The following is a 25,507-nucleotide window of genomic DNA, read 5'->3' on the forward strand; positions in this document are numbered from 1 at the left end:
CGTATATCACCTGGGACATATGTGGTTCTGAGGTTAAGATTCTGAAAAAATAGATATTTTATGATGCCAGGGTCAAAAGGTCTAAATCCACATGAGCTTGCTCATAGGTGGATGAAAGACCTTGGGACCCGCCCCGATATGAGCATAAAAGTGGGATGATAATCCCACGATATGCGAATACTGGGGTGCTATGTGCCAGTGGCACATGTTTAGCACCGACCGGATGGAGACTTTTGACACCCACATCATTTTATTGAAAGGCTGCAATCGTAAAAGGTTGCAGCCTTTTGCACTTGACAGAAATACGTGGAGCATTTATACTATTGTTAATACAAATAAAAAATATTAATAATAAATATGTAAAAATTTCAAATTATAAATAAAATGACAAAAAAGAACAGGAAAAGATATGACATTTAATCTTGGTTCGCTTTGTATAGCGATTTTATGGAACAGTATTTTTATTGGAATTGTTTTCTGGATGGGAAAAAAGAAAATTTACACGACGCGAAAGGGGATTCATCTGACACTGATGTTTTACTTACTTGGGGTTGTCAGGATGATATTTCCCATTGACTTTCGACCATCTATAGGGATTCAAGTATCAAAAGGAATATTTCCGATTATAAATAATGTAATAGGTCTTGAAAAACACAATTTATGGGGAAGACAGTTTACAATAGCATATGCTCTGGCAGCAATCTGGCTGATTATTGCAGGGGTTTTCATGTTGCGTTATTTTGTGAAATACCAGGAAATGCGTCGCATTTTTCAAAAGTATTCCACAGAGGCAAATGAGCAGTACCAATCAGTTCTTAGCAGAATCACACAGGAAAAAAAGATTAAAAAGAAAATAGCGGTATATCAGAATCCGGGGATTACTATTCCTTGTGCGGAAGGTGTATTCCGGTGGAATATTTATCTTCCGGACTACGATTATTCGGAAGAAGAATTATATTATGCTTTGCTCCATGAATGTACACATTTCACAAATGGAGATCTGTACATAAAATGGCTGACGCAGCTCTGTCGTTGTCTTTGCTGGTGGAATCCACTGGTTTACAAAATGCAGGATACATTGGAAAAGAATCTGGAAATCCGGTGTGATCTTACTGTGACCGAAAACCTCAGTCAGAAAGAGCAGTTAAGTTATCTTGGAACTATCGTTAAGACCTTGAAAAATGCACAGAAAAAAAGAGGCAGCGGTGTTTTGTACGGAGTCCATCTGGCAGATAAAAATGGAGAAGAGTTAAAAGAACGATTTGAAATTATCTGCAAAAATCAGGATAAAAAAACAGGACGAAATCAACAGAAAAAATATATCGGCCTATTTTTGGTGGTTATCATTTTTTCATATATGTTTATGATAACACCGGCATATGATACGCCGAAAGATCAAATTATTACCGGAGAAGGAATAGAAGAAATGCTTCCAGAAAATACATATATTTTGAAAGAAGGTGAAAAGTATTATACAGTTCACAAAAGTGAGATTAGAGAAAGAATAGAAAAGGAAGAACTTCCTTCAGATGAAGTGGAAGAAATGCAAAGAAATGGATTTGAGGTGAAAGAAAATGAAGAGAGGTAAGGTGGAAAGTATATTGTTGATTGCAGTGTTGGCTCTCAGTATGCAGGTAGAGAGTTATAGTGTTGCAATAAGCAATAGAGAGCAGAATCAAATTTATAACAACAATAGCATTGAGGAGAGAGTTGCAGATACAATTGTAACAAGGTATCGGACAGTCAATGGAAAACGTCAGAAAAGGAGGTGGAATAAAACAAAAAACAGATGGGAAGATCCAGCATGGAAAGACGTATGACGGACAGCGTGTAGCAAACAGAAGAGAAAAGGAGAAGAACTATGGCAAATAAAAAGGGAGATACAACAAGGATTCAGGCAGTTCCAGATGTAAATAAATGTACAAATCTGGGATGTTATTCTATGAAAGAAAGGGAAGCATATGCAGTAAAGACACGCAAAGATCAAATGCTCAGCACCATATATTACTTTCCGGATTTTGAAAAACCGTATACTAAAACATTTAAGGTAGAGAAGGGGGCACTGGGACACGGAAATGGTATGTGTTGTGCAGAGAAATATATATTTTTTGGCTGCTGGGTAAAAGATCCAGATAAAAGTGGAAGAGAGCAGCAGAATTATTTGATTCGTGTCAAATATGGAAAATTGACGGATAATCTGACAAATGGAATTAACATTAGCGTTCCAGAAGCCACAGGAGCTATTGCTTTTTACAAAAAAAGCCATTTGATTATCAAAGTGAAATCTCGAAATGGATATTTGACTTTTATGATGGGTAAGATATTAATCAATGAAAAAGGAACGGCTGGAAGATTTGATACTCTTTGGACATTTTATGTAAAGAACACAACGGGTTTTTCAAGGGGACAGGATATCTATTACGATGCACAGACAGATTGTTTATTTATACCGCAATGTAATGATCATAATAATGTAAATAAAATTATGGTAGTAAATCTGTCCGGTGAATCAGAAACATATAAAGGAAATAAACTGTATACTCCACAGGATATTATTACGGTTGATAAGAAGAAAGACTATAGCAAATATGAAATAGAGTCATTAGTAATAGCTCCAAAGAGACATATTGTCATGGTGGCAAATATTGTTCCAAAAGGCACTACAACAGCAGATGATGCAGTGGAAAGGATATCAAATTTAAAATTTTAAAGGGGGAACTTTTATGTTCAGACAGTTTAAAAATATCATGTTAAAGGGCATAATGTTGTTTGCTTTGTTTTGTATACTTCCGATAATGGCTGCAAATGCGGCGGACAATGAGGCAAATCCGTTTGAAGGAAAAATTTATAGCTCGGGTTACGCGTATTTTGAAAATGCAGTGGCGGTAAATCATGTAGTCTATCGGTATATGCCAGAGACAGACAGTGTTCTTGCAGAATGTATTGATCTGAACAGTACTTTGAAAAAACATATGACGCTCACCATAGAAAAAAGTGTTCTCGGGAAACCGGTTACGGAGATTGGTGGATATTTTACGGATCCTTATTATATGGATGCAAAAATAGGATATCTTTTTGATAAAATTTATATTCCAGGTTCAGTAAAAAGTATTAATGGGCCGTCTTTCAGCGAGTGCACAAATGTAAAAAGTATCTATATTCCGGACAGTGTGAAAAAAATAGACGGTCAAGCATTTGAAGAGTGTACAAGCTTGCAGAGTGTTCGTTTACCGAATGGTCTGAAAGAGATAAAGTATGGATGTTTCTATAATTGCAAAAATCTGCGAAAAATTGTCATTCCAAATGGTGTGCAAAAAATCGGAGCCGATGCCTTTGCGGGATGTGAAAAACTTGAAATTTATATTCCGACGAGTGTCAGGAAAATCGGAAAATACATTACCTTGACGGATGTTAAAAAAATTTACTGTCAGAAAAATACGGTAGCGTATAAGTATGCGAAAAAGAATAAGGTAGCTGTTGAGATTACAGGGACTAAGAGAACACAGCAGAATTATGTTGCACAGAAACTTCTGCTGAAGAAAAATGCAGTTACCTTAAAGCCAGACAGTTCCTATCGGGTTGAGGCAGAAATGGTTCCTTTCTATGCCTCTAAACAGGAGCTGGCATACAGCAGCAACAAACCGGAAATTGCAGCAGTAAGTGATGAGGGATTTGTTACAGCAAAGAAAGCGGGATCCGCTGTTATCATGGTAAAGACAACGGATGGAAGCAAAAAGAAAGTCAAACTGAAAGTAACAGTACGGCCAGGCAAGCCGATGAATTTTATTGCTCAGAAAAAAGGAAAAAAGAAAGCTGTTTTCAGTTGGGATCCGGTAGCAGGTGCAGCGGGATATGAGGTTGCCCAGGCAGATTCTCAGAAAGGAAAATATACCACCATCTGGCAGCAGAAAAAGAAAACCAGCGTGGAACTGAAAATATCGAAAGATAAATATTATAAGGTTCGTGCATGGTATAAAAAAGATGGAGAATTAATCTATGGAGCTTTCAGCAAGGCAATAAAAGCATCATAAAAATTTTGCAAAATAAATGGGCTGCGACCGAAGAGGTGGCAGCCTGTTTTATGGAAAATACACAGAAGGCTTATAGTGAGTTTGACGGAGATATTTGATTCGTTTAAAATTATACATTATGAAGAAAATAAGATAGTTTGGATGAAAGACGGCAAAAATGGAAGGAGCAGAAAATGAAGGAACTGACAAAAAGTGAAGAACAGATGATGGATATTTTCTGGGACAGTAAGGAGGCACTGACCAGTGTGGATATTGTAAAAATGCAGGTGAAAGCAACCTGGACAAATGGGCTGGTACATAATATCATTCGTTCACTTGTTCAGAATGGATATCTGAAAGAATGTGGAATGGAGCAGTTCGGACGGCAGTATGCCAGAAAACTGATGCCGGCACTGACAAGGGAAGAATACATCGCAAAACTGATGATTCAGAAAAGTGAAGGGAAGAGCTCTGTGAAACAAATATTGGTGGCTCTGGCAAGGGAAAGTGAGGACATGGAACAGGTCATCGAAGAACTGGAGGAGATCATTCGAAAGCTGAAGGAAGAACAGTGATGCAAGTTGAACGCACGTATGAATTATTTGAAAATTATATAAAATTAATACAATTTTCAAAGAATAAATGTCTGAATATTTAGAAAATAAAATAATTAAATAAAAATATAAAAATAGTATTGACAAATGAGAAGAAGCGTGCTACTATAATGACAACAACAAAGAAAGCCAAAGACAAACAAAAAACTACCTGTCAGGAGACGAGAAATCCTGGTAGAATAGAAAAAAGTCAGAGGCAAGGTTGTAAAAGGAACTGAATAACACGTAAGAACAGAAAGTAGAGGTCAAGTCCAATGGATGGGTCAGAAATAACAACTGTTCAGTATAGACGTGGTATGGCTGGTGTTTCCTGCGAAAACAACCTTTAACGATATAATTTCAGAAGAGATCGAATTTATAACAGATAATCGGAGATGGGAAAATCTGAAAGATATGGTTAAAGAGTAACGAAACAGCCACTATATTGAAGGATTACCACATTATTCAAAGGTTTTTAGATTATGTGTAAAGAAATATAATCTAAAAAATATAAGTATTTTATATATCATTCTCAGATATGGTTTTTACAGAACAGTCGGTTACTTTCATACAGTCGAAAGGAATAGAACCACATTTGAAGAAGAAATATATAGAAGAACGTATAGAAAATAGATATTCGGAAAAAGATATTTGAAACTTTGGGTTAAATAAAAAGCAAATATTATATATCGACTATAATATTTAACATAAATAGCAGGAAACTTTGAATAGAATCCTCCGATTACATTCTAAATAAAAATACAATTAAATATTGAAAATAAGGGAAACCGTTACGGAAAGTAGTGGAAGTAACGGTTTCCTTTTTTGTTCTTAAAAACAATTCTGTTACGAAAACAATTCCAAAAAATATAAAAAGGTGCAGCATGAAAAAAATAATGATTCTGGTAAGCGTAATCTTTTTGATGTGTACAGGTATATGGTTTCGATTTCATACGAAAGAGTGCCGTGTAGTATCGGATCTGGCATATGATAAAAATAAAAAGGGTGATCATCTGGTATATATCCGGGAAGGGCATGAACTGGTTCCATTTCTGGTATTGACTTCTGATTATAATGGCGAGACACTACTGTTGAGGAAAGAAGTACTGAAAATGAATATGCAGATAAATTCTTATGAAGCGTATTATGAAAACAGTTTTATGGATGATTATTTAAACCATGAATATATCAGACAGCTTCCGGATGGGATGCCTGTTTTGGAATCTGAGATTAAGATAACGGATGAGAAATCATTGGGAGTTTCGGGAACAGGGACAAAAAGTATAAAGAGAAAGATTTTTTTGCTGGCATACAGTGAGGTGATGGAAGATCAGAATATAAATGCAGCATCGGAAGGAACGTTTCTTAGATTTTTTGAGAAGGAAGAACAGCGTATTGTTTTGAAAGAAAATCAAAAAAGCAGCTGGTGGCTGCGAACGCCGAACACATATTATACTTCCTGCGTTTATGTTATTGGGGCGAATAACAAGATCGGCTTTTCCAATGCATATGATAAAAATGGAGTGCGGCCGGCATTTTGTGTGCCGGGGGACTGCAAAATGGAAACCGATCAGGATGGACACAGAGTATTGCAGCAGAGGCAGTAAAGGAGTTTGGGAATATGAGAAAAATGAAAAGGATCATCAGCCTTTGGTTGGCTGTTATTTTAGTGATCACTGGTGTGGATCTGCCATTTGGCATCCTGGAAATCCAGGCGGCAGCAAATGTGAAGCGGTATACGGTATTGGTGCTGGATACCTCGGATACAGCAGAATTTACATATAATAATGAGACGATTTACACGGCAGATACGGCATTATCTGATGTCAAGAGTGCTGCCGGGAAATTTATCCGGGATATCAGTGCAACGGGCGGAGATAATTATGTGGCGGTCATTTCTTATAAAGATTATGCAACTACTGTATCTGGTTTTTCAAAAGAATACAGCTCGCTGATCAATAAGATTAATAATCTTTCCGCTTCCAGCACGACCAGAGATATATCAAGTGGTCTGGAACTGGCAAATTCTATGTTAAATCATGCAGATAGTGAAAATGTGATTAAAAATGTTGTGCTTTTTTCTACCGGAATGACCAACGAAGGCGATTATAATTATGATGGTTATTACGATGGAAATGTTGTGGGAAATGCATGGCACAGAAATGATACAAATGTTCATCTGTATGCATATGCAAATCATACACTGGAAGAAGCAGATCTGTTAAAAGATCAGGGAATTAACCTGTATTCTATCGGTCTGTTCAAGACGATGGCAAATATGCCGCAAGAAGGAAAGAATATTGCAGAATTTTTCAAAATGACTGCGTCTGATATCGCAACATCCGAGGATTATTTTTATCCGGTGTATTCGGTGGATGATCTGGAATTTACGTTTGGAGAGGTCGCAGATGATATTCTGTCTTCGGTAAAGGAGATAACGTTTACCTATAGTGGAGACAGTACAGCCAAATGTTATTATTCGGACAATTATTTTGCAAAGAGTGCCTATAATTATAATCCGAGTCTGGCAACGATGTCGCTCAGTTTTGCAATGTCGGCATTTGGAAGCAGTGATGGCGGTCAGACGGATTACACCAATAAAAGCAGCAATGCCAGAGCGTTGTTGAAAGAAATGGGATTTGCAGATGAAAATATAGCAGTAAATGACTGGTTTACGAAGAAACCGACGACGGATTCGATTGGCGTTATCATCGGAAATAAACCTGTGAAAGTAAAAGATGAGGAATATACACTGATTGCAGTTGCCGTCAGAGGCGGCGGTTATGAGCAGGAATGGGCAAGCAATTTTACGATTGGTACATCCGGACAGCATCAGGGATTTAATACTGCGAAAAATAATGTTCTTTCTTATCTGAAACAATATATTTCCAAGCATGGAATTTCCGGACAGGTTAAAATATGGGTCACGGGATACAGCCGTGCAGCGGCAACAGCAAATCTGGTGAGCGGTGAACTTGATAAGGGAATCGCTTTGGGAAACGATATCTCGTATCAGAGAAAAGATGTTTATGGTTATTGTTTTGAAACGCCGGCAGGTGCATTGAGCAAAGAGGTAAATGGGGATTCAAAGTATGATAATATATTTAATATTATTAATCAGAGTGATCCTGTGCCTTATGTAGCACCGGCAGCCATGGGATTTGGCAGATATGGTATTGATCGATATTTGCCGTCTGCGGAGTCAGAACCGAAAGATTATGCAGATCTGAAAAAGAAAATGCTGGCGATCTACCAGGCGATGCCAACAACAGAGAAGTATGTTGTAGATGATTTTCAAATGAAAAAAATCTCTGTGGACAATCTGACCTGGAATGCGGTTGGGTTCTTAAAAGATGGGCTGATCGTCAATGATACGAAACATAATTATTCTCAGGGCGTATTTCTGTCAGATTATGTTACAATCTTATCTAAAAAATTTATCGTAAACAGAGAAAACTATGTTGATCGTTATCAGAATGAGATTCGGGAGATTTGTTCCGTAGTTTTTGGTTGTACCGATGAACAGTCAGGACGTCTGACGGATTCGATTGTATCGCAGGTAAAGAGTGAATGGTATAAATTTGTGGGTGCATATATCTGGAATACCGGGATCAATCCATGGGGAACGGAAGAAAAGGCATTGAAAATCGTATCGGGATGGCTCAGGAAAGCACTTCAGGATGCAGGAATCACAGATTATAATGAGCTTGTCATTGATTATGCGGGTGTGAAACTGAGTGATCTGATGCTTGCACTTGTCAGCAATCATCCGAATTATTTTACAACGGCTGTTTTAAATGGAGAAGGACTCGGGGCAGCTCATTATCCGGAACTGTGTTATGCATGGCTGGCATCGATGGACAGCAATTATGTCGGAACAACTGCAAATCGCCTGAACAATGGCGGATTCCGGATCATTCGAATCAACTGTGAGGTTGATGTTAAGGTTTTTGATGCAGAACAAAATAAGATTGCATCGATCATCAATGAGCAGTCGGATGAAACAGGAAGTTATATTGCAGGGGTGGATAACAATGGGCAGAAATATGTTGTCCTTCCGGTGGATGAAACTTTTTATGTGGAAATGACTGCACGTGAAAAAGACAGCGTCAATTACAGCATCAATGAATACAGTGCTCTGGCCGGTGAGTATACGCGAAACATCAATTATTTCAATATTGAGATGGAAAAAGGAGAAGTGGTGGAAGGCGTTCTCCCAGCATACGATAAAGCGGAGCTGGAGAAGGATACTCCGGAAGGTTCCGATGCGGACTACAGACTTTATGATGCAGATGGAAACACAATAAATTCGGATTCGGATTTGTCCGGAGACGATGCAAGAAATGCATATTTTACGGTGGAAGCACTTGTATCTGATGAAAAAGCCGGAACTGTGATTGGCAGAGGTATTTACCAGTATGGGCAGTTTGCGAAACTTCAGGCAATTCCGGAGGAAGAATATGTTTTCGAAGGATGGTACAGAGAAGGAATACTGCTTTCAAAAGAAGAGGATTACAGGATACAGATACTGTCTGATGAAAGCATTACTGCGAAGTTTGTGAAAAAGCGGACACCAAAAGTGGTAAAACTTTCAAAGACGAAATATGTATACGATGGAAAGACAAAAAATCCAGGCGTTATTGTACTTGATGGTGATGGCAACAGAGTATCTTCCAATCATTATACGGTATCGTATCAGGCAGGAAGAAAGAAGGTTGGTCAGTACCATGTAAATGTAAAAATGAAAAATAAATACTGTGGCAGCAAAACACTTTCTTTCAAAATTGTTCCGAAAGCGACGAAGATCACCAAAGTCATCAAAAAGAAGAAGGCACTGAGTATTTCCTGGAAAAAACAGAAAAAGCAGGTGTCAGGATATCAGATTCAGGTATCAACAAGCAGAAAATTCAAATCAAAAAAGACAAAAAATATCAGTGGTATGAAAAAGAACAGTACTACGGTATCCAAGTTAAAATCCAGAAAGAAATATTATATCCGGATCAGAACCTGGAAAAAGAAAAACAGAAAGAAATACTATTCTGCCTGGTCAAAAGTTAAAATCGGTAAGACCAAATAAGAGTATCGGGGAGCCGCAAAAAAACAGCGGCTTCCTTTTTGGATATTTCCGGGGAAAAAGAACCGGTCAGACGGAAAAATTGCGAAAACCCTCGGTTTGACAATGTATTTTTGGTGTAGTATACTTTAAAAACATGAAGAGTAATAGTAGAATAAAATAGGATAATAACAGGCAGGAACATATACGAGGTGAAACAGTGGATAAATACGAATACAACCTTAAGTTAGAAGAAATAACAAAGCTGGCTGATCAGGGATATTATGAAGATGCGGCAGATATTATTGATACGATTGACTGGCGGAGAGTAAGAAATGTCAGAACGCTTTGTATGATCAGCGAAATTTATGAAGAAGTCGGAAGATTGCAGGACAGTAAGGCACTTTTGCTTCGTGCATACCGCAAATCTCAGGCAGTGAGAAGCATTTTGTTCCATTTAACGGAGATTTCCGTAAAACTGCGGGAGTTTGATGATGCAGCGGAATTTTACAGTGAATTTGTTGAAGCAGCACCGCACGACAATTCACGTTATCTTTTGAAATATATGATCTATCGAGGCAGAGGTGCGGCAATCGAGGATCAGATTGAGATTCTGGAAGAATATAATCAGAAAGAATACACGGAAAAATATGCCTATGAGCTTGCAAAACTTTATTATCGTGCCGGACAGAAGGAGAAATGTGTTGATGCTTGCGATGATCTGGTTGTGTGGTTCAGACAGGGCAAATATGTTATCCGTGCACTCGAACTGAAACAGAGGATCAAAGCACTGACACCGGTACAGCAGGCGATTTATGATAACCGCAACGAAGCTACCATGCCAAAAGCGGAAATGGTAGAAAATGTTGCACCGGATCTGGAAAAAGCTATTCTGGAAAATATGCCAGAATCCAGCAAAGAAGTGATCACGGATGATGTGATTTCTGTAACGGAAAAAGAGATCGCACAGAGCGTCGCAGAACATACAGCTGAAAAAGAAGAAAATGATGATTACGGAATCTTTGCAGCATTTTCTGAAAATCAGGAAAAAACCGATCAGGAAGAACAGGATTTCCATAAGGAATTGCCGGTAACGACCCCGGAAAAGACTGTCGATAATGAGAATGCCGCAGAGAAGGCAGCGGATGATGCAGAGGTCGATGAGAAAATTGTGGATGACGCAGATTCCGAAGCGGAAAACGTATCAAAAGAAAAGGCAGATGCAGCCGGTCAGGATGCACCGGCAAAAGCGGATAAAAAATATGAATTTAATACAGAAGACCTTCAGGCAGAACTTGCAAAGAGTATGCGGGATATTCTCTCCGGTATTCAGAGAAAACCGGATGAGAGTGACATTATCGAACCGATGAATGATGTGACTGCCGAGGCAGAAGAAGCAGCTGAAGAAGTTCCGGCAGAAGAGATCAAGAGAAACAATATTGATGATATTCTGCTGTCCATGAGCCTTGCACAGAAAGAAGCGGCAATCGCAGCAGTTCTGGGCAAAAAGGTTGAAGCAGAACCACAGCCAGTGAAAGCAGCAGAATCACATGTGGAGGAAGTCGCTGAAGTTGAGCCGGAAACAGAGGTTGAACTGGCTGAGAAAATAGTTGAGGTTGCACCAGAAGTTGAACCACAAGTTGAAGAAGTGGCTGAGGCTGAACCAGAAGAGGCAGCACCGATTGAGAAAGTAATTGAAGAAGTAGCAGAGCCAGAAGAGACACCAGAGGTTGAAGAAGTAGTTGAGGCTGAACAGGAAGTAGAAGTGCAGCCGATTGAGGAAGTTGCGGAAGTATCTCAGGCTGAGCCGGAAACAGAAGTGAAAGAGGACGCAGCCGAAGGTGCAAGTGCGAAAAAGGCGGCTCTTGGAAATACAAGGGATATTGCAAAAGAGATTGAAGCGGAGCTTGAGAAACAGGCGGCGGAGCTCGAAAAGCAAGAGAAGGAAAAGCAGGCCGAAAAAGAAAAGGAAGAAAAAAAAGAAGCAGCATCTGTAAAGGAAGAGGATGCAGTTCCGACGGATCTGACGGAAGAACAGAAGTATAATTTCTCTTATTTTGCAACGGTGGCAGGGCTGAGTCAGCAGATTGCTTCGGCATTATATATGGTAATGAAGAAGATGAAATCTACAGATCAGACGTCCAGAGTCGGCAATCTGATCATTCTTGGTGCAGAGGGCAGTGGAAAGTCTACGCTCGGTATTCGTTTTGCAAAGACAATCAGTGAAGAAAAAGGCGAGGAATCTGTAAAGATTGCAAAGATTTATGCAGAGGATTTCAATAAAAAGGATATCCCGTCTACGGTTGCCAAGATTGCGGGTGGTACGCTGATCATTGAGGAAGCCGGTGATCTGGATGATGCCGTTGTGGAACAGCTTTCCAAAGCGATGGAGTTCCGTACAGATGCACTTCTTGTGGTTCTGGAAGATGAGAAGAAATATCTGAAAGAGCTGTTTGAGAAGCATCCGGATTTCGCAGAGAAGTTTACAAGCGAGATTGTTATTCCGGTATTTACCAATGATGAACTTGTCGAATTTGGACGTACTTATGCTTACGAGGAAGATTACACGATCGACGAAGAAGCAATCCCGACGCTCTATGAGAGAATCAGTGAGCTGCAGGAAGCGGGCAGACCAGTTACTGTGATCGACGTCAAAGAGATTGTGGATGAGGCCATCCGCCAGTCTGAAAAGATCGGATTCCGGAAACTGAGCATGGTTCTCTCCAAGAAGAGATACGATGCGGATGATCGTGTGATCCTCTACGAAAAGGATTTCAGATAGAAAAAAGAGTCTTCTACGACTGAGTTTGAATAATTAAAAATTTCTGGAAAGCCTTATAAACAGGGCGTTTCCGGGCAGATAAAGTTCTATTTGATAACAAAATGATAACACTGGATATTTTGGCATTATTTATCAGGTATCCTGTGGTTATCGAGTAATATGTGTGAAACCGACAAAAAAGGTCTTACTGAATTGAGTGAAATCAATTTGGTAAGGCCTTTTTTCGTCGGCTTTTATTTTGCGTTTTTTGGATAGTTGTAACGCCACTGATCATATTCTTCCTGAGTGATCTCGCCGGATTTGAGTTTTTCTGCCTGTTCCTGCCACGCATGGAACATATCGAACATGGAAAGGTAGGTGGTTCCCTTGGCCTTGTCCAGCCGGAGACAAAGTTCTCCGTCAATCTCATCAATGTGAAGCCCGTAAAGGTCTTCTAAGGTAAATAAGGTATGCATCAGTCCAACGTAACTGTCAATATCCGGGACAGCAAGAGCATGAGGGGATACTTCAAAAATATCAGCCAATGCGTTCAGATATTTTTCTTTTGGACTGCGTGCCCCTTTTTCATACTGTGCAATGCGGACATCAGCCTGTGAATCACTGAATCCCAGCTGTTGACCCAAATATTTCTGCGTGAAACCACGCAGAAGTCTGAAATGGTGGATTCTTTCGCCTATTGCCATATGTTTATATCTCCTGTCTTTTTCTTGATAGGTTGAGTATAGCATATCCAAATGGTAGAGACAAGAAAATCCATACAAAAAAGTATGGGTAAATGTATTGAAAGTACTTGACCCATACAGAATAGTATAGTATAATTCAACCAATACAAAATAGTATAGTAAAAAGAAAGGAGAAATTTTCTATGAGTAAAATGTTTATGAATGTGAAAGAGGTCATGGAAGTCCTGGAAGTATCAGAATCCTACGCATACAAGCTGATGAAAAGGCTAAACAGGGAGTTACAGGCGATGGGATGTCAGACCATTGCAGGAAAGGTTGACCGGAAATATTTCTATGAGCAGTTCTATGGAACAAGATCGAATGATGGGAGGAATTAAGAATGGCAATTTATAAGAATGACAATGGCACCTGGTATGTGATGATCCGGTATCAGGACTGGACAGGTGCAAGAAAACAGAAATGCAAACGAGGATTTTCTACAAGAAAAGAAGCTGCGGACTGGGAATTACAATTCAAATTACAGAAGAAAGCAAGCGTGGATATGACAATGGAAAGCTTTTGCACTATGTATGAAGAAGATGTCAGACCTTCTTTGAAGCAGAGTACCTGGCTTACAAAAGAAAATATTATTCAGAAAAAGATTCTTCCGTATCTTGGAAAACGTAAAGTATCGGAAATTACAGCTAAAGATGTGATGGACTGGCATAACCAGATGAGAAAACTGAAAACGAAGACAGGAAAACCGCTTTCGCCAACGTATCTTAAAACGATACATGGACAGTTAAGCACCATTTTCAATCATGCAGTGAAATATTACGATCTTAGCACTAATCCGGCGAGAAAAGCAGGGGCACTGGGAGAAGAAGAAGGCAAGGAAATGTTGTTCTGGACAAAAGAAGAATATAAGCGGTTTGCAGAAGAAATGATGGACAAACCTCTTTCCTACTATGCTTTTCAACTACTCTACTGGTGCGGAATACGTTCCGGTGAGCTGTTTGCTTTAACACCGACAGATTTTAATTTCAAAAAGAAAACGCTTCGGATCAATAAGTCCTATCAGCGATTGAAGGGAAAAGATGTAATTAGTACGCCAAAGACAAAGAACAGTGTACGGACAGTCATAATGCCACAGTTTCTGTGTGATGAAATGCAGGATTGTCTAAAAATATATTACAGCTTACAGCCTGACGACCGCATTTTTCCTGTGACAAAATATTACCTGAATCACGAGATGGAAAGAGGCTGCAAAACGAGTGGGGTAAAGAAAATCAGAGTTCATGATCTCAGGCATAGTCATGTATCCTTGCTGATCAATATGGAATATACCGCATTGGCAATCGGAAAAAGGGTTGGACATTCAGCGGAAAAAATTACTTACCGGTATGCACATCTATTCCCGTCGGTACAGCAGGACATGGCAGAGCAGCTGGATGCAGAAAATATGGAAGAAGAATTAAATGAAGTGGAAGGAGGACTTGCAAATGTCGGCTAAATGTCTGGATCAGCAGGGACGTTGGAGAAATAAAGTTGTAGCATTTCGGATGTCACCGGAAGAAGATGAACTTCTGGAGACGACAGTACGGCTATCGGGATTAACCAAACAAGAATATATTATCCGAAGACTGCAGGAAAAAGAAGTTGTGGTTACAGGAAATCCCAAGGTGTATAAAGCTTTGAAGAAGGAACTTGAAAAGGTACTGAGTGAGCTGAAACGTCTGAAAAAGGGAGAAGATGTGCCGGAGGATTTATTGGAAGTGATTCGGCTTATCACAATAACAATGGCTGGAATGAAAGCGGAATAAAAGAGCCTTTAAGTGTCGGCAAACACCTAAAGGCAGGGATTTGGTAGAATACTTTTCCAAAAAACTTCTATGAGTATTCTATCAAAAACCACTCTTTCTTTCAACGGGAAAATAAGGAGGATTTGATGGAAAACAAAAGAACAGAAACAAATAAAACAGTACAGAAAAGGCTGGAACCGGAACTGAAACTCATCAACATGGATACGGTGGAAGTGGAGCAGATTGAATGGCTGCTTTATCCATTTATTCCTTATGGAAAAGTAACAATTATACAGGGAGATCCGGGAGAAGGAAAGACGACAATGGTGCTTCAGATTATTGCAAAATTAACCAAAGGAGAGTCTATTCTTCCAGCTGATTTAAAAAAAGATAAAAGGATAGATACTGATAGTGAAAACGATATGGTAGAGGCAGAAAATATTGAAAACAATGCGTCAACACAGCATTTGGAGGCACCAGTAAATGTAATCTACCAGACTGCAGAAGATGGTCTTGGAGATACGATAAAACCAAGATTACTTGCTGCAGGTGCAGACTGTACAAAGGTCATGGTCATCGATGACAGTGAGCAGCCGCTGACGATGGCAGATGTCCGGTTGGAAGAAGCAATCGTGCAGACAAAAGCCAGAATGGTTGTACTTGACCCAATTCAGGGATTCCTTGGAGCAGAGGTAGATATGCACAGAGCTAATGAAATCCGTCCTTTGATGAAACGCATAGCGGTTCTGGCGGAGAAATATCATTGTGCGATTATCCTGATCGGACACATGAACAAGAACAGCAATGGAAAATCATCTTACCGGGGACTGGGTTCCATCGACTTTCAGGCAGCTGCAAGAAGCGTTTTGATTGTCGGACGTATTAAGGATGAACCAGAAGTAAGAGTTGTGTGCCATACAAAAAGTTCCCTGGCACCGGAAGGCAAAGCTATTGCATTCCGTCTGGATAAAAACAACGGATTTGAATGGATTGGTGAATATGACATTAGTGCAGATGAATTGCTCAATGGAGAGGGAAAAGGACAGAAAACCCGGAAAGCAAAAGAATTTCTGCTTGAGATACTGGCTGATGGAGGTATGGCACAAAAGAAAATTGAGGAAGAAGCAGAAAAACTGGGAATTAAAAAGAAAACACTGAGAAATGCCAAAATGGAACTGGGAATAGATTCCGTAAAACGTGGAAATCAGTGGTATTGGATGTTGTCAGAGTAGAAAAAAGAAGATGGCAAGATGACCACATCTTAAGAATAGGGCATCTTGCCACCTTGAAAGGAGATCGGATGAAAAACAGAAATGTGCAGATACCATATGAGTTGTTCTTTCAACTTTTGCAATATTTCCTGATGGAGAATTGCGTGGACGAAGAAAGCATAAGGAAAGGGTTAGAAAATAAACTGAATGCAATGGTAGATCGGGAGTTATACAGCAAGTACAAAACAGCACCAACAGAGGAAGAAAGAGAAAAGTCCAGGCAGGAATACCTGGAAAGGAAGGGAATACCGGAAAACTTTCGATGGTAGAGATTCTTGCTGATCATTTTATAACAGGAGCGTGTCACGCACCTGTAAATATCAGACAAGGAGAAAGCTGGTAAGATGCAGACGAGAGGTTATAGATTACCCGATTATTTATCGGTAAATTATAGGCTGCGAAAGGGAACCCTGAATCAGAGCGTCTTTACAGCAGGACAATAGAAAGGAGCATACAGCAATGAGAGAAGGAAGATTAGGTTATAACAGCAGTAACGATAGATATGGTTTATTGTCATCAGATTTATGGATTGATACAGGATTTCATTGTGGAGAATGTCTGGAAGTACTAATTGATGATCAGTGGGTGCAGACCAGAATGGAGATGAATCCGGCAAGGAAATGGTATCTGGTAGGAACACCGTACTGCGGAGATCTGGAATATATCCGGGCGAGAATAAAGTAATAGATTGGTTAAGTGAGTAACGCAGAAGCAATCCGACCAGCGGGAGGAATAATGGTCTTTGTTCCGCTTCGTTCGGTGCAGAACAGACGTCCCCCGGACGTCTTGCATCCCCCCGGTAGGGCGCAAGGGTACTTTTGATGGACGGTACGGCTGTCGAAAGTGCTTTTGCGTTACTTTTGACAAAAGTAACAAAACCACCGTATCCGGCGAAGATTTCTTATAATCGCCATAATTGGCGGAAATACAAATTATGTGCCATATCTGGCACGCTTTTTAGAAGGAGAGGTGAGGAGCATAATGATGAGAAGAACGATCAGCGGTATGATTGGAACTGGATCGCTGGCTCATAACAGACGGGATTTTATAGCTGAAAATGTAGACTCGGACAGAGTACACCTGAATATCTGTTACCAGAATGAAAACCTGAAAGAAGTATATAAAGAGTTGTTTGATGATTTTGTGGAACGGTACAATGTAGGAAAAAGAAAGGATAGGCAGATTACAAACTACTATGAAAAAATCCGTCAGGGGAAGCAGGAAAAGCTGTTCCACGAAGTGATTTTCCAGATAGGAAATCGAGAAGATATGGCTGTGGGAACGACAGAAGGAGACCTGGCGGTAAAAGTACTGGATGAGTATGTAAAGAATTTTCAGCAACGAAATCCAACACTTCATGTATTTAGCTGTTATCTGCACCAGGATGAAGCTACACCACATCTGCACATTGATTTTGTCCCTTATGTAACTGGCTGGAAAGGGAAAGGAATGGATACCAGGGTTTCCCTGAAGCAGGCATTAAAAAGCCTGGGATTTCAAGGCGGGAACAAACACGATACAGAGTTGAATCAGTGGATCAACCATGAAAAAGAAGTGCTTGCAGAGGTTGCACGACAGCATGGAATTGAATGGGAGCAGAAAGGGACACATGAGGAGCATCTTGATGTTTATAATTTTAAGAAGAAAGAGCGTAAAAAGGAAGTACAGACACTGGAACAGGAAAAAGAATATCTCACTGCTGAGAATGAAGGACTGATTGCACAGATTGCGGAAGTAAGAGCTGATATCCAGCTTTTAAAAGATGATAAGGAGCAGGCAGTTAAAGATAAAGAGGAGGCTGAGAAGCGTGCGGAAAAAGCTGAGAAAGATCTGCACAGCCTGGAAGAACGCAGAGAACGGTTGCAGCCTGTTATGGATAATGTCAGTAAGGAAATAAAGGAATATGGGACAGTGAAAGCAATTCTACCGGAAGCTGGGACATTAGAACGTGCAACAACTTACCGGGATAAAAAGATAAAACCACTGTTTACCCAGATGAAAAATAAAATTGCTGCAATGGCAGCCCAGGTCAAAGAACTTACCAAAGAAGTAGAAAAATGGAAACACAAATATCAGGAAACAAAACAGGCATATAACCGAATGCAGAGAAAATTAGATACAATGCGTGAAGAAACAAAGCAGTTATCTGAGGAAAAGCAACAATTGCAGGGCGTTTCCGACAGATATGACCGGGTAGTGCGTGTCCTTGGAAAAAATGTTGTAGAGGATGCGGTACAGCAAGATATACAGGAGCAGAAAGCATTAGAAGAAAAACGGCAAGTGGAGCAAATGCCCAAAGGAAGTATTCACGAAAGATTGGCTTGGGGTGCCCGTAAAAGTGAAATGGAGAATCAACAGCGTAAGAAAAATAAATCAAAAAATAGAGGAATGGAGAGATAAGACGATGAAAAAGCACATTTATGATGAAAGCAATGGATTAAGCTACACACTGCATGGAGATTATTATCTGCCGGATCTGGCAGTGAATGAGGAAGAACCGACCTATGGTAAATATGGAATGCTGCGGAAACAATTTCTGAAAGAACATAGACCGGCACGATACCAGTATTTATTGCTGACGGGGAAACTAACAGCACATCTGAACCGAGTCGATCAGGAGGCCAGGGAGCAGGTGGAAACCTTGGTAAAGCAGATGGCGGAAAAACAGGGTGTAAACGAAAACTTAAAGAGGCAGGATCAGATGAGGTGGGTTAGATTGATGAATAATATCAAAGTTAGTGCAGAAGAAATTGTACTAAAAGAGATAATATATGTTTAAAACCATTATGGCTGTATCAAAAAAGATGCAGCCATAAATTTTATACTATTCGTCAGAGGAATCGAAAGAAGAATCTGAAAAGGTGCTGTCCCATATAGCTTCTTCAATAGCTTGAATACATTCGTCGGTATGTTTTTTGATATCTTGACCCCAGAAATGTATAACTGTATAACCCAGAAACAAGAGCTTTTTATCAGTTTCAAAATCACGGGAACGATTACGTTCAATTTTTTTAATCCAGTAATCTGGATTTTTACCTTTTTCAAGACGGAGTTTTAAGATTTCCCAGTCCTTTCCATGAAAAAATTCACTGTCGCAAAAAATAGCAATTTTGTATTTGGTCAGAACAATATCAGGAGCGCCGGGCAAGGCTTTATAATTTTTTCGATATCGGTATCCTTTGTGCCATAGAGCTTTTCTGAGTTGAAGTTCTATGGATGTGTCTTTGCTATGAATGCTACGCATATTTTTAGAGACAGTTTCAGAATCACGAGACATAAACGGGTCACCACCTTTGGGAATATTAATTATTCTAACAAGTTAAAGGAAAAGATACAAGTACCAGTGGCTGTTGGACATGAATTATTTGATTGACGGTATAAAGGCTATGATTTATACTTGTAAAGTAAGAGTTGATTAAATGACGAGGTACCCGAAATGACGATTTCTGAACAAATCAAGGTACTGTGTGTGCGGTCAGATATTAGCGTAGCTGAGCTTGCACGGCGAATAGGGACAACACCACAGAATTTTAATGGAAAAATGAAAAGGGAGAGTTTTACCATAGCTGAATTAGAAGATATAGCAGGTGCGGTAAACAGTTCTTTTGAAAGAAAATTCGTATTAAAAAACGGAGAGAAAGTTTAATGCATAAAAATATAAAACAAAATAATTATAGTAGATATGCTGCCAATAGAGATGTTATTTCTTTATTTTCTGGAGCAATGGGATTAGACATTGGATTGGGAAAAGCAGGTTTAAATGTAGCAATTGGACAGGATTTTGATGCAGCCTGTGTAAAAACTATGCAGGCCAATGGCCATAGAGTATTGGGCGGAGATATTAGGGAAATACAGCCCCAGCAATTATTAGATATGACAGGCTTATCTGTAGGAGAGCCATTTTTGATTTGCGGAGGACCGCCGTGCCAGCCTTTTTCTACAGCAGGAAAAAGATTGGGTATAAATGATCCGAGAGGCAGTTTGTTTATGGATTTCATTCGTATGATTGATTATATACGGCCTCGCTTTTTCGTGATGGAAAATGTAAAAGGAATTATGTCGTCGCCATTGAAACATGTGCCTTTGTCTGAAAGAGATGAAAGCGATCCTGATCAGAAATTAGGAACAGTGCTTGATGTGATTTTAGCAGAATTTGATAAACTGGGATATAAAACTGTATATGGCGTACTTGATGCTGTAAATTATGGCGTTCCACAATTCAGAGAGAGGTTTGTGTTAATTGGTAGTCGGGATAATGAAGATATTTTCTTACCAATTCCTACACATTTTCAGATGCATCAAAGCAAGGAGTATCAGTGGCAGACAGTTAGAAGTGTGATTGAAGATTTGGAATCTGACCATGGAGAATGTGCAACGTTAAGTGAAGAAAGATTGAAATTCTTGAAAATGGTTCCGGAAGGTGGGAATTGGAGAGATTTACCAGAGAATATTATTCCTATTGCTATGGGAGGTGCATATAAATCCGGAGGTGGAAAAGTTGGATTTTATAGAAGGTTATCATATGATCAGCCTTCACCAACTGTAGTTACTTCTCCAGTACAGAAAGCAACAATGATGTGTCATCCTACACAAGATAGACCATTAAGCGTAAAAGAATATGCAAGAATTCAGCAATTTCCGGATGATTGGGTATTTACTGGAACGACAGCAGCAAAATATCGGCAGATAGGGAATGCTGTTCCGGTAGGATTAGCAGAAGCTATTGGAAAGGCTGTGCTTTCTGTGGCTAATAAGACAGCTTTAGTTCAGACAAAGCGCTTTAGAGGCACAAATGTACATAATAAGATTAGAAATGCAATAGAATTGGGAGGAAATTTATATGCCGTTAAATAATTCATATGATGAACAGGCTGTAATTCAGGCGATTGCTTCTGCCTTGGAAACATTTTATGGAACGTTAATTGAAAAGATAGATGGATTAAACATACAGAAGGTAATGAAACGTAAAAACCCGTATTTATACCGTGCAAAGGCTATGCAGAGTGCAACTGAAATCGTAGATTCGGTGCTTACAGCATTTGTAAGTTCTAGTGAAGAAACGATTTTTGGAAATTGCTTTTTTGAACCGATTGCTATTGCTGCAAGTGGTGGAAATAAAGCCTTGGCAGAAGGTATTGATATTATGATTCAGAACAATGAAACAAATACAATCTCTGCAATAGCTGTTAAAAGTGGGCCGTCCGTATTTAATGCAGACAGTAAAAAACGACAGGAACAGAATTTTACAGCTGCTTCTAAGTTGGCACAGCAAGCAAAGGCAAGATATGAAGCATATATCGGTTATTGTTATGGGAAAAAGAAAGAATCTGGTAGAGGAAAGCCTAAAATGTATCAGGAATTGGCTGGAAAACGATTCTGGACAGAATTAACAGGAGACGAAGACTTTTACATAAAGATTATCGGATATATGGGAACTATGCCGGAGAAATATGTGGCTGATTATAAAGAAAGTTATAACAGAGCAGCTAATAGACTTGTTAGGGAATTTTCCAATAGTTTTTGTAGAGAAGATGGAAGTATTGATTGGGAAAAGCTGGTAGAATTTAATTCGGGAGATTAAATGTAAATAACTAGATAGGATAACCGCTTTATGGAGGCACGGAAGGAGAAGAATTGAATGAATCAATTTACAAACTATGTAGAGCTGCAAGCTGAAAAAGCAGAAAATTTGTCATTTTGTAGGGGCATAAAGCTATTACATATTAGAGACAAAGTGGAAACGATGCTTGGATTTATTGGAAAAGGTGGAATATTTGAAGAATACACGGTGCATAGTATTGAGCATATTGACGAGATGTTAAAAATCGTTGAATGGTTAATCCCAGATATTACAAAGGAAAAAATGACATATGCGGAATGGCTTATGCTTACGCTTGCTATTTATTTTCATGATTTGGGCATGGTTGTTACAAAAGACGAATTTGAACATAGAGATGAAACTGGTTTTAAAGAATATAAAGAAAAAGTTCTAGAAAATACGGAAGAATTTGAGTATGAAGAATGTGCTAAAGAACGGGGAGATTCTTTTCTATATCAGGAATTTGTGCGTGAAAATCATGCTGCACGTATTCGGCAATGGATTGAAGGAAAGAATGCTAGGAATTTAGGCGAAGCCGAGGCTGTGTGTCAGGAAATTGAGGATATATTGAAAAATCTAGATAAAATGTTTAAAGCAGATTTGGCTATGATATGTGAAAGTCATCATAAAGATGATATAGAAGATTTTTCAAAATATAAAGTAAAAAAGATGTATGGAAATACAGAAAATGAAAAAGTAAATCTTAATTATATTGCAATTATTTTGCGAACGGCAGATTTGTTGCACATAACAAGAGATAGAACTCCTTCAGTTGCTAGAAGGCTTATTAATGTAAGTAATCCAGTAAGTGTTCTTGAATGGGAAAAGCAAATGGCCGTTAGAGCTGTTCGCCCAAAAGATCAGCGAAATGAAGAAGGAGTTGTTGATAATAGTAAACAGAAAGATACGATAGAAATTACAGCGTACTTTGATGGAGCTGAAACTGCAGAGGCTTATTTTGGCTTATCTTCATATTTGCAGTATACGCGTAAAGAATTAGCTAAATGTTGTGAAATAGTTGAAAAAGCTCAAAAACGAGAAGGAGCAGTAGGATATGAATTTCCTTGGCGAGAAGTTGATGAATCTCAGATAGAGGTTAATGGATTTGAAAAGAAAAAATTGCAGTTTACTATTGCTCAGGACAATATTTTACAATTGTTGGTTGGTCATACGTTATACAATGATTCTTCGGTTGTGGTTAGAGAACTGGTGCAAAATGGTATAGATGCGGTGAGATTACAGACAGAATATGAAAAAAGAAATGGAAAGGATTATTCGCAGGGAAAGGTTTGGGTTGAATGGAATAGCGTTAAGCGGCAATTGAGCTTTTGGGATAATGGAACTGGAATGTCTATCCAAGATGTTGAAAATTATTTGTTGAAAGTTGGAGCATCAAAATATAGAGATGAAGTGGTGAAAAAACAATTTCCTAATTTTACATCTATAAGTCATTTTGGTATTGGAATTTTGACTTGTTTTATGGTTGCAAATGATATTGATATAGTGACAAGTTCCGATGAGCAAGAGGAAGCAAATAGTATTAATCTGCGAAAGGTAAATGGAAGTTATTTACTACGTAAGATGGATAAAAATGAGTTAGATGTACGAATCAAACAACATGGAACAATGGTAAAATTATATGTCAGAAGTGATGTAGACATGGCAAAACTAGAAAATGATTTACGAAAGTGGATTGTAGTTCCAGAAATTCCGGTATATTTATCTGTTGACGGCAATGAAAATATAAGAATTGGTTATAATTCTCTAAAAGAAATACTGATAAAATATTTAAATGAAACAGGCCATGATGTTGATGGAGAAAAATATGATGTATATGAAAAGAAACATGGAAATGTGACAGTAGCTTATGCGGTAAGGCACTTGAAGTACATGTCTGATTGGTGTTTGATGAGTGCGGATAATAGACGTGTGCAAAGAAAAGCAATTTTACCAATTGGGACTTGTGTTGAGGGAATACGAGTTGAATTTTCTACACCTGGATATAAAAATACATCAATATTGGCGATAGCAAATATAAAAAACAGCAAATATCAAACAAATGTTGCAAGATCTGCAATTGAATTAGATGCAAATAATGAAATATTGTCTGATATATATGACGTATACAAAGATTATGTGCAGGAACAGATGGATAGATTAGAGGATCAAGATTATGCACAATCTTGGGCGGTATCTGAAGGAAGATATTTAATGCGTCCTTTGATTTATGATGATTATAGCAATAGTCGTATAGAACCAATAGATGAAGGTGTAAGACAGATAGTTTCGGCCGAAGATGTTGCTGAATTGGAAGAGATAAATATTTTCGAATGTGAAATGACAAGAGCGGGAGAATATTTACTGAAGGAAGTACGAAGTAGTGCAACCTTGAGTAGTCTTATAGGTGTCGTGTGTAAAGATAATTTTTTGGCAGGAGTTAAAAATGTTATATGTAATATAGATATGGGAAATTTATTGCATCAATATGCACTTAAGAATAAAGAGGTAAGCAAAATTGAAGTTGCGCATAAAGAAAGAAGAATTCATGTTACCTATTCTTGTAAAAATGATTTATGGTATGAATTTGATCTGAGAAATAGAGGATTGGCAGCAAGATCGTTATATATTCCTAAAAAGAATATGATCATATCAGGGTTAAAAGAAGAAATAGGAGTAAAAAATTTTGGAGGAATATATATACAAAGTAACACAGAATTATGTGAATATTTAATAAAGGTAATAGGAGCCTTTCAGAGCGAAGATACGGAAGAAAATAAAATATTATTGGAAGTATTTTTATCATATGTGTTTGATAACAAAGTGTTAGAAGTGGCATATAAGCAGGATGTTAATACATCGAATATGTTTAAACAACTGTTAGAAGAAAGATTTGTTCGCGTAAGCAATGAATTAATTGAAAAAATGTGGGCAAAAATAGATACGCAGGAATTTGTGAATAAAATACTTACCAAAAATTATACACTTTATTCTATAGACAATTGGTCAAGAAAGAATGATTCAATTTAGAAGTTGATAACATTCTCATGATAACAAATTGATAACACCGTTCAGTACAGCCTATGGATGTAGGATAGTAGAACACATATAAAACCAAATAGAACCATAATACCAATACTAAAAAGTATAGTAGTAAGATTTTATTTGCGAGTTTGAATAGTAACAAAATGCCGAAGAGCCGCTTAGATAGCGGCTCTTTGTTTTTTCATCTATAAAATGTCTATATAAAATTAATAGTTCGCCTCAATCTCGCTTTTTATGTTGATATTAAAAGAAGCCAAATCTTTTTTATACTGAAGTTCAAACATTTCAGTATACCTGTCATTCAGAAGATATTTTTTATGCTCAGAAATTTGGACAGATTCATAATTCTGTTGCCGGAGATGTACATGTCAGAGGGTATTATCCGGGCTTTGCTGCAAGATTTTTCGAAGAAAATGAAATAAATCTGGAGACGATGCCGGAAGATGATGAAATTCTCAAGAATGGAACAGGAGATTTTTCCAGAATTCGAAAAGATTCTTTTTATTGGTACAAAAAAGTCATTGAATCTTGCGGAGAAAAATTATAAAAAGATTCAGACAGAAAGCCCTTTTGGAGAATAATATTTTTTCAAAAGGATTTTTGATATATATATGTGATTATTCCAGGGCTCTTTGAGCCACCTGTCCGGACTTTGAGAGCCACCATTCCGGAGAATGAGAGCCATATATTCCG

The 25,507-nt window shown here is 38.5% G+C and carries 22 protein-coding genes; 20 read left to right on the top strand and 2 right to left on the bottom strand.

Annotated features, from left to right (window positions below):
* Positions 1-559 precede the first annotated feature (559 nt).
* The 8 genes from GPK60_RS04935 to GPK60_RS04970 all read left to right on the top strand — a co-directional run bounded on the left by GPK60_RS04935 (position 560) and on the right by GPK60_RS04970 (position 12,438).
* The gene (locus GPK60_RS04935) at positions 560-1,588 is read left to right on the top strand and encodes a M56 family metallopeptidase (RefSeq protein WP_276572159.1); all 1,029 of its coding nucleotides are present in this window, start codon (positions 560-562) and stop codon (positions 1,586-1,588) included.
* Positions 1,575-1,820: a hypothetical protein gene (locus GPK60_RS04940; RefSeq protein ID WP_215658990.1), complete on the top strand. Its 246-nt coding sequence runs from the start codon at positions 1,575-1,577 to the stop codon at positions 1,818-1,820. Before GPK60_RS04935 ends, GPK60_RS04940 begins: the two co-directional genes overlap by 14 nt.
* Positions 1,821-1,861: 41 nt before the next feature.
* Positions 1,862-2,710 (top strand): hypothetical protein, encoded by an 849-nt coding sequence (locus tag GPK60_RS04945; RefSeq protein ID WP_173898634.1) that lies wholly within the window; start codon positions 1,862-1,864, stop codon positions 2,708-2,710.
* A gap of 13 nt (positions 2,711-2,723) precedes the next feature.
* Positions 2,724-4,031 carry a leucine-rich repeat protein gene (locus GPK60_RS04950; protein ID WP_215658991.1) on the top strand — a complete coding sequence of 436 codons (1,308 nt, stop codon included), beginning with the start codon at positions 2,724-2,726 and terminating at the stop codon, positions 4,029-4,031.
* Between the two features lie 173 nt (positions 4,032-4,204).
* Complete coding sequence (locus GPK60_RS04955) at positions 4,205-4,585, top strand: BlaI/MecI/CopY family transcriptional regulator (RefSeq protein WP_215658992.1); 381 nt, start codon at positions 4,205-4,207, stop codon at positions 4,583-4,585.
* 902 nt (positions 4,586-5,487) lie between these two features.
* Positions 5,488-6,210 (top strand): DUF6273 domain-containing protein, encoded by a 723-nt coding sequence (locus GPK60_RS04960; protein WP_215658993.1) that lies wholly within the window; start codon positions 5,488-5,490, stop codon positions 6,208-6,210.
* Positions 6,211-6,224: 14 nt separating this feature from the next.
* Positions 6,225-9,680: a VWA domain-containing protein gene (locus GPK60_RS04965; RefSeq protein WP_215658994.1), complete on the top strand. Its 3,456-nt coding sequence runs from the start codon at positions 6,225-6,227 to the stop codon at positions 9,678-9,680.
* Between the two features lie 196 nt (positions 9,681-9,876).
* Positions 9,877-12,438: a hypothetical protein gene (locus tag GPK60_RS04970; protein ID WP_215658995.1), complete on the top strand. Its 2,562-nt coding sequence runs from the start codon at positions 9,877-9,879 to the stop codon at positions 12,436-12,438.
* A gap of 233 nt (positions 12,439-12,671) precedes the next feature.
* Here GPK60_RS04970 and GPK60_RS04975 read toward each other — a convergent pair whose 3' ends face one another.
* Positions 12,672-13,121 (bottom strand): helix-turn-helix transcriptional regulator, encoded by a 450-nt coding sequence (locus tag GPK60_RS04975; RefSeq protein WP_072446761.1) that lies wholly within the window; start codon positions 13,119-13,121, stop codon positions 12,672-12,674.
* Between the two features lie 182 nt (positions 13,122-13,303).
* Between GPK60_RS04975 and GPK60_RS04980 the strand changes: the two genes are divergently transcribed.
* The 8 genes from GPK60_RS04980 (at position 13,304) to GPK60_RS05015 (ending at position 18,952) form a co-directional block, all read left to right on the top strand.
* Entirely contained in the window at positions 13,304-13,498 is a 195-nt protein-coding gene (locus GPK60_RS04980) for a hypothetical protein (RefSeq protein ID WP_005611072.1), read from the top strand.
* 2 nt (positions 13,499-13,500) lie between these two features.
* Positions 13,501-14,613 (top strand): site-specific integrase, encoded by a 1,113-nt coding sequence (locus GPK60_RS04985; RefSeq protein ID WP_215658996.1) that lies wholly within the window; start codon positions 13,501-13,503, stop codon positions 14,611-14,613.
* Positions 14,603-14,923 (top strand): hypothetical protein, encoded by a 321-nt coding sequence (locus GPK60_RS04990; protein ID WP_215658997.1) that lies wholly within the window; start codon positions 14,603-14,605, stop codon positions 14,921-14,923. Before GPK60_RS04985 ends, GPK60_RS04990 begins: the two co-directional genes overlap by 11 nt.
* Before the next feature lie 125 nt (positions 14,924-15,048).
* Positions 15,049-16,134: an AAA family ATPase gene (locus GPK60_RS04995; RefSeq protein WP_215658998.1), complete on the top strand. Its 1,086-nt coding sequence runs from the start codon at positions 15,049-15,051 to the stop codon at positions 16,132-16,134.
* Between the two features lie 68 nt (positions 16,135-16,202).
* The gene (locus GPK60_RS05000; RefSeq protein WP_215658999.1) at positions 16,203-16,442 is read left to right on the top strand and encodes a complexin-2; all 240 of its coding nucleotides are present in this window, start codon (positions 16,203-16,205) and stop codon (positions 16,440-16,442) included.
* 190 nt (positions 16,443-16,632) lie between these two features.
* Entirely contained in the window at positions 16,633-16,857 is a 225-nt protein-coding gene (locus GPK60_RS05005) for a DUF5348 domain-containing protein (protein WP_215659000.1), read from the top strand.
* Between the two features lie 297 nt (positions 16,858-17,154).
* Positions 17,155-18,573 (top strand): plasmid recombination protein, encoded by a 1,419-nt coding sequence (locus tag GPK60_RS05010; protein ID WP_215659001.1) that lies wholly within the window; start codon positions 17,155-17,157, stop codon positions 18,571-18,573.
* A gap of 4 nt (positions 18,574-18,577) precedes the next feature.
* Complete coding sequence (locus GPK60_RS05015; protein ID WP_215659002.1) at positions 18,578-18,952, top strand: TnpV protein; 375 nt, start codon at positions 18,578-18,580, stop codon at positions 18,950-18,952.
* 45 nt (positions 18,953-18,997) lie between these two features.
* Here the strand turns inward: GPK60_RS05015 and GPK60_RS05020 are convergent, their stop codons facing one another.
* Positions 18,998-19,450, bottom strand: coding sequence for a very short patch repair endonuclease (locus GPK60_RS05020; protein ID WP_215659003.1), 453 nt, complete (start codon positions 19,448-19,450; stop codon positions 18,998-19,000).
* A 159-nt stretch (positions 19,451-19,609) separates the two neighbouring features.
* On the opposite strand from GPK60_RS05020, the gene GPK60_RS05025 reads away from it, so the two are divergent.
* The 4 genes from GPK60_RS05025 to GPK60_RS05040 are packed head-to-tail and all read left to right on the top strand — an operon-like array spanning position 19,610 to position 24,799.
* Positions 19,610-19,819 carry a helix-turn-helix domain-containing protein gene (locus tag GPK60_RS05025; RefSeq protein WP_022140546.1) on the top strand — a complete coding sequence of 70 codons (210 nt, stop codon included), beginning with the start codon at positions 19,610-19,612 and terminating at the stop codon, positions 19,817-19,819.
* A complete protein-coding gene (locus GPK60_RS05030; protein WP_072522733.1) occupies positions 19,819-21,027 on the top strand; it encodes a DNA cytosine methyltransferase in 1,209 nt (402 codons plus the stop codon). The genes GPK60_RS05025 and GPK60_RS05030 overlap by 1 nt, the downstream gene beginning before the upstream one ends.
* Positions 21,014-21,754, top strand: a complete 741-nt coding sequence (locus GPK60_RS05035; protein ID WP_186981561.1) for a PmeII family type II restriction endonuclease — start codon at positions 21,014-21,016, stop codon at positions 21,752-21,754. The genes GPK60_RS05030 and GPK60_RS05035 overlap by 14 nt, the downstream gene beginning before the upstream one ends.
* Before the next feature lie 57 nt (positions 21,755-21,811).
* On the top strand, positions 21,812-24,799 hold the full coding sequence (locus GPK60_RS05040; RefSeq protein WP_215659004.1) for an ATP-binding protein: 2,988 nt from the start codon (positions 21,812-21,814) through the stop codon (positions 24,797-24,799).
* Positions 24,800-25,507 lie beyond the last annotated feature (708 nt).

Origin of the sequence: Ruminococcus sp. MCC718 (genome assembly GCF_018783905.1) — a bacterium.
Taxonomy (GTDB): domain Bacteria; phylum Bacillota; class Clostridia; order Lachnospirales; family Lachnospiraceae; genus Hominisplanchenecus; species Hominisplanchenecus faecis.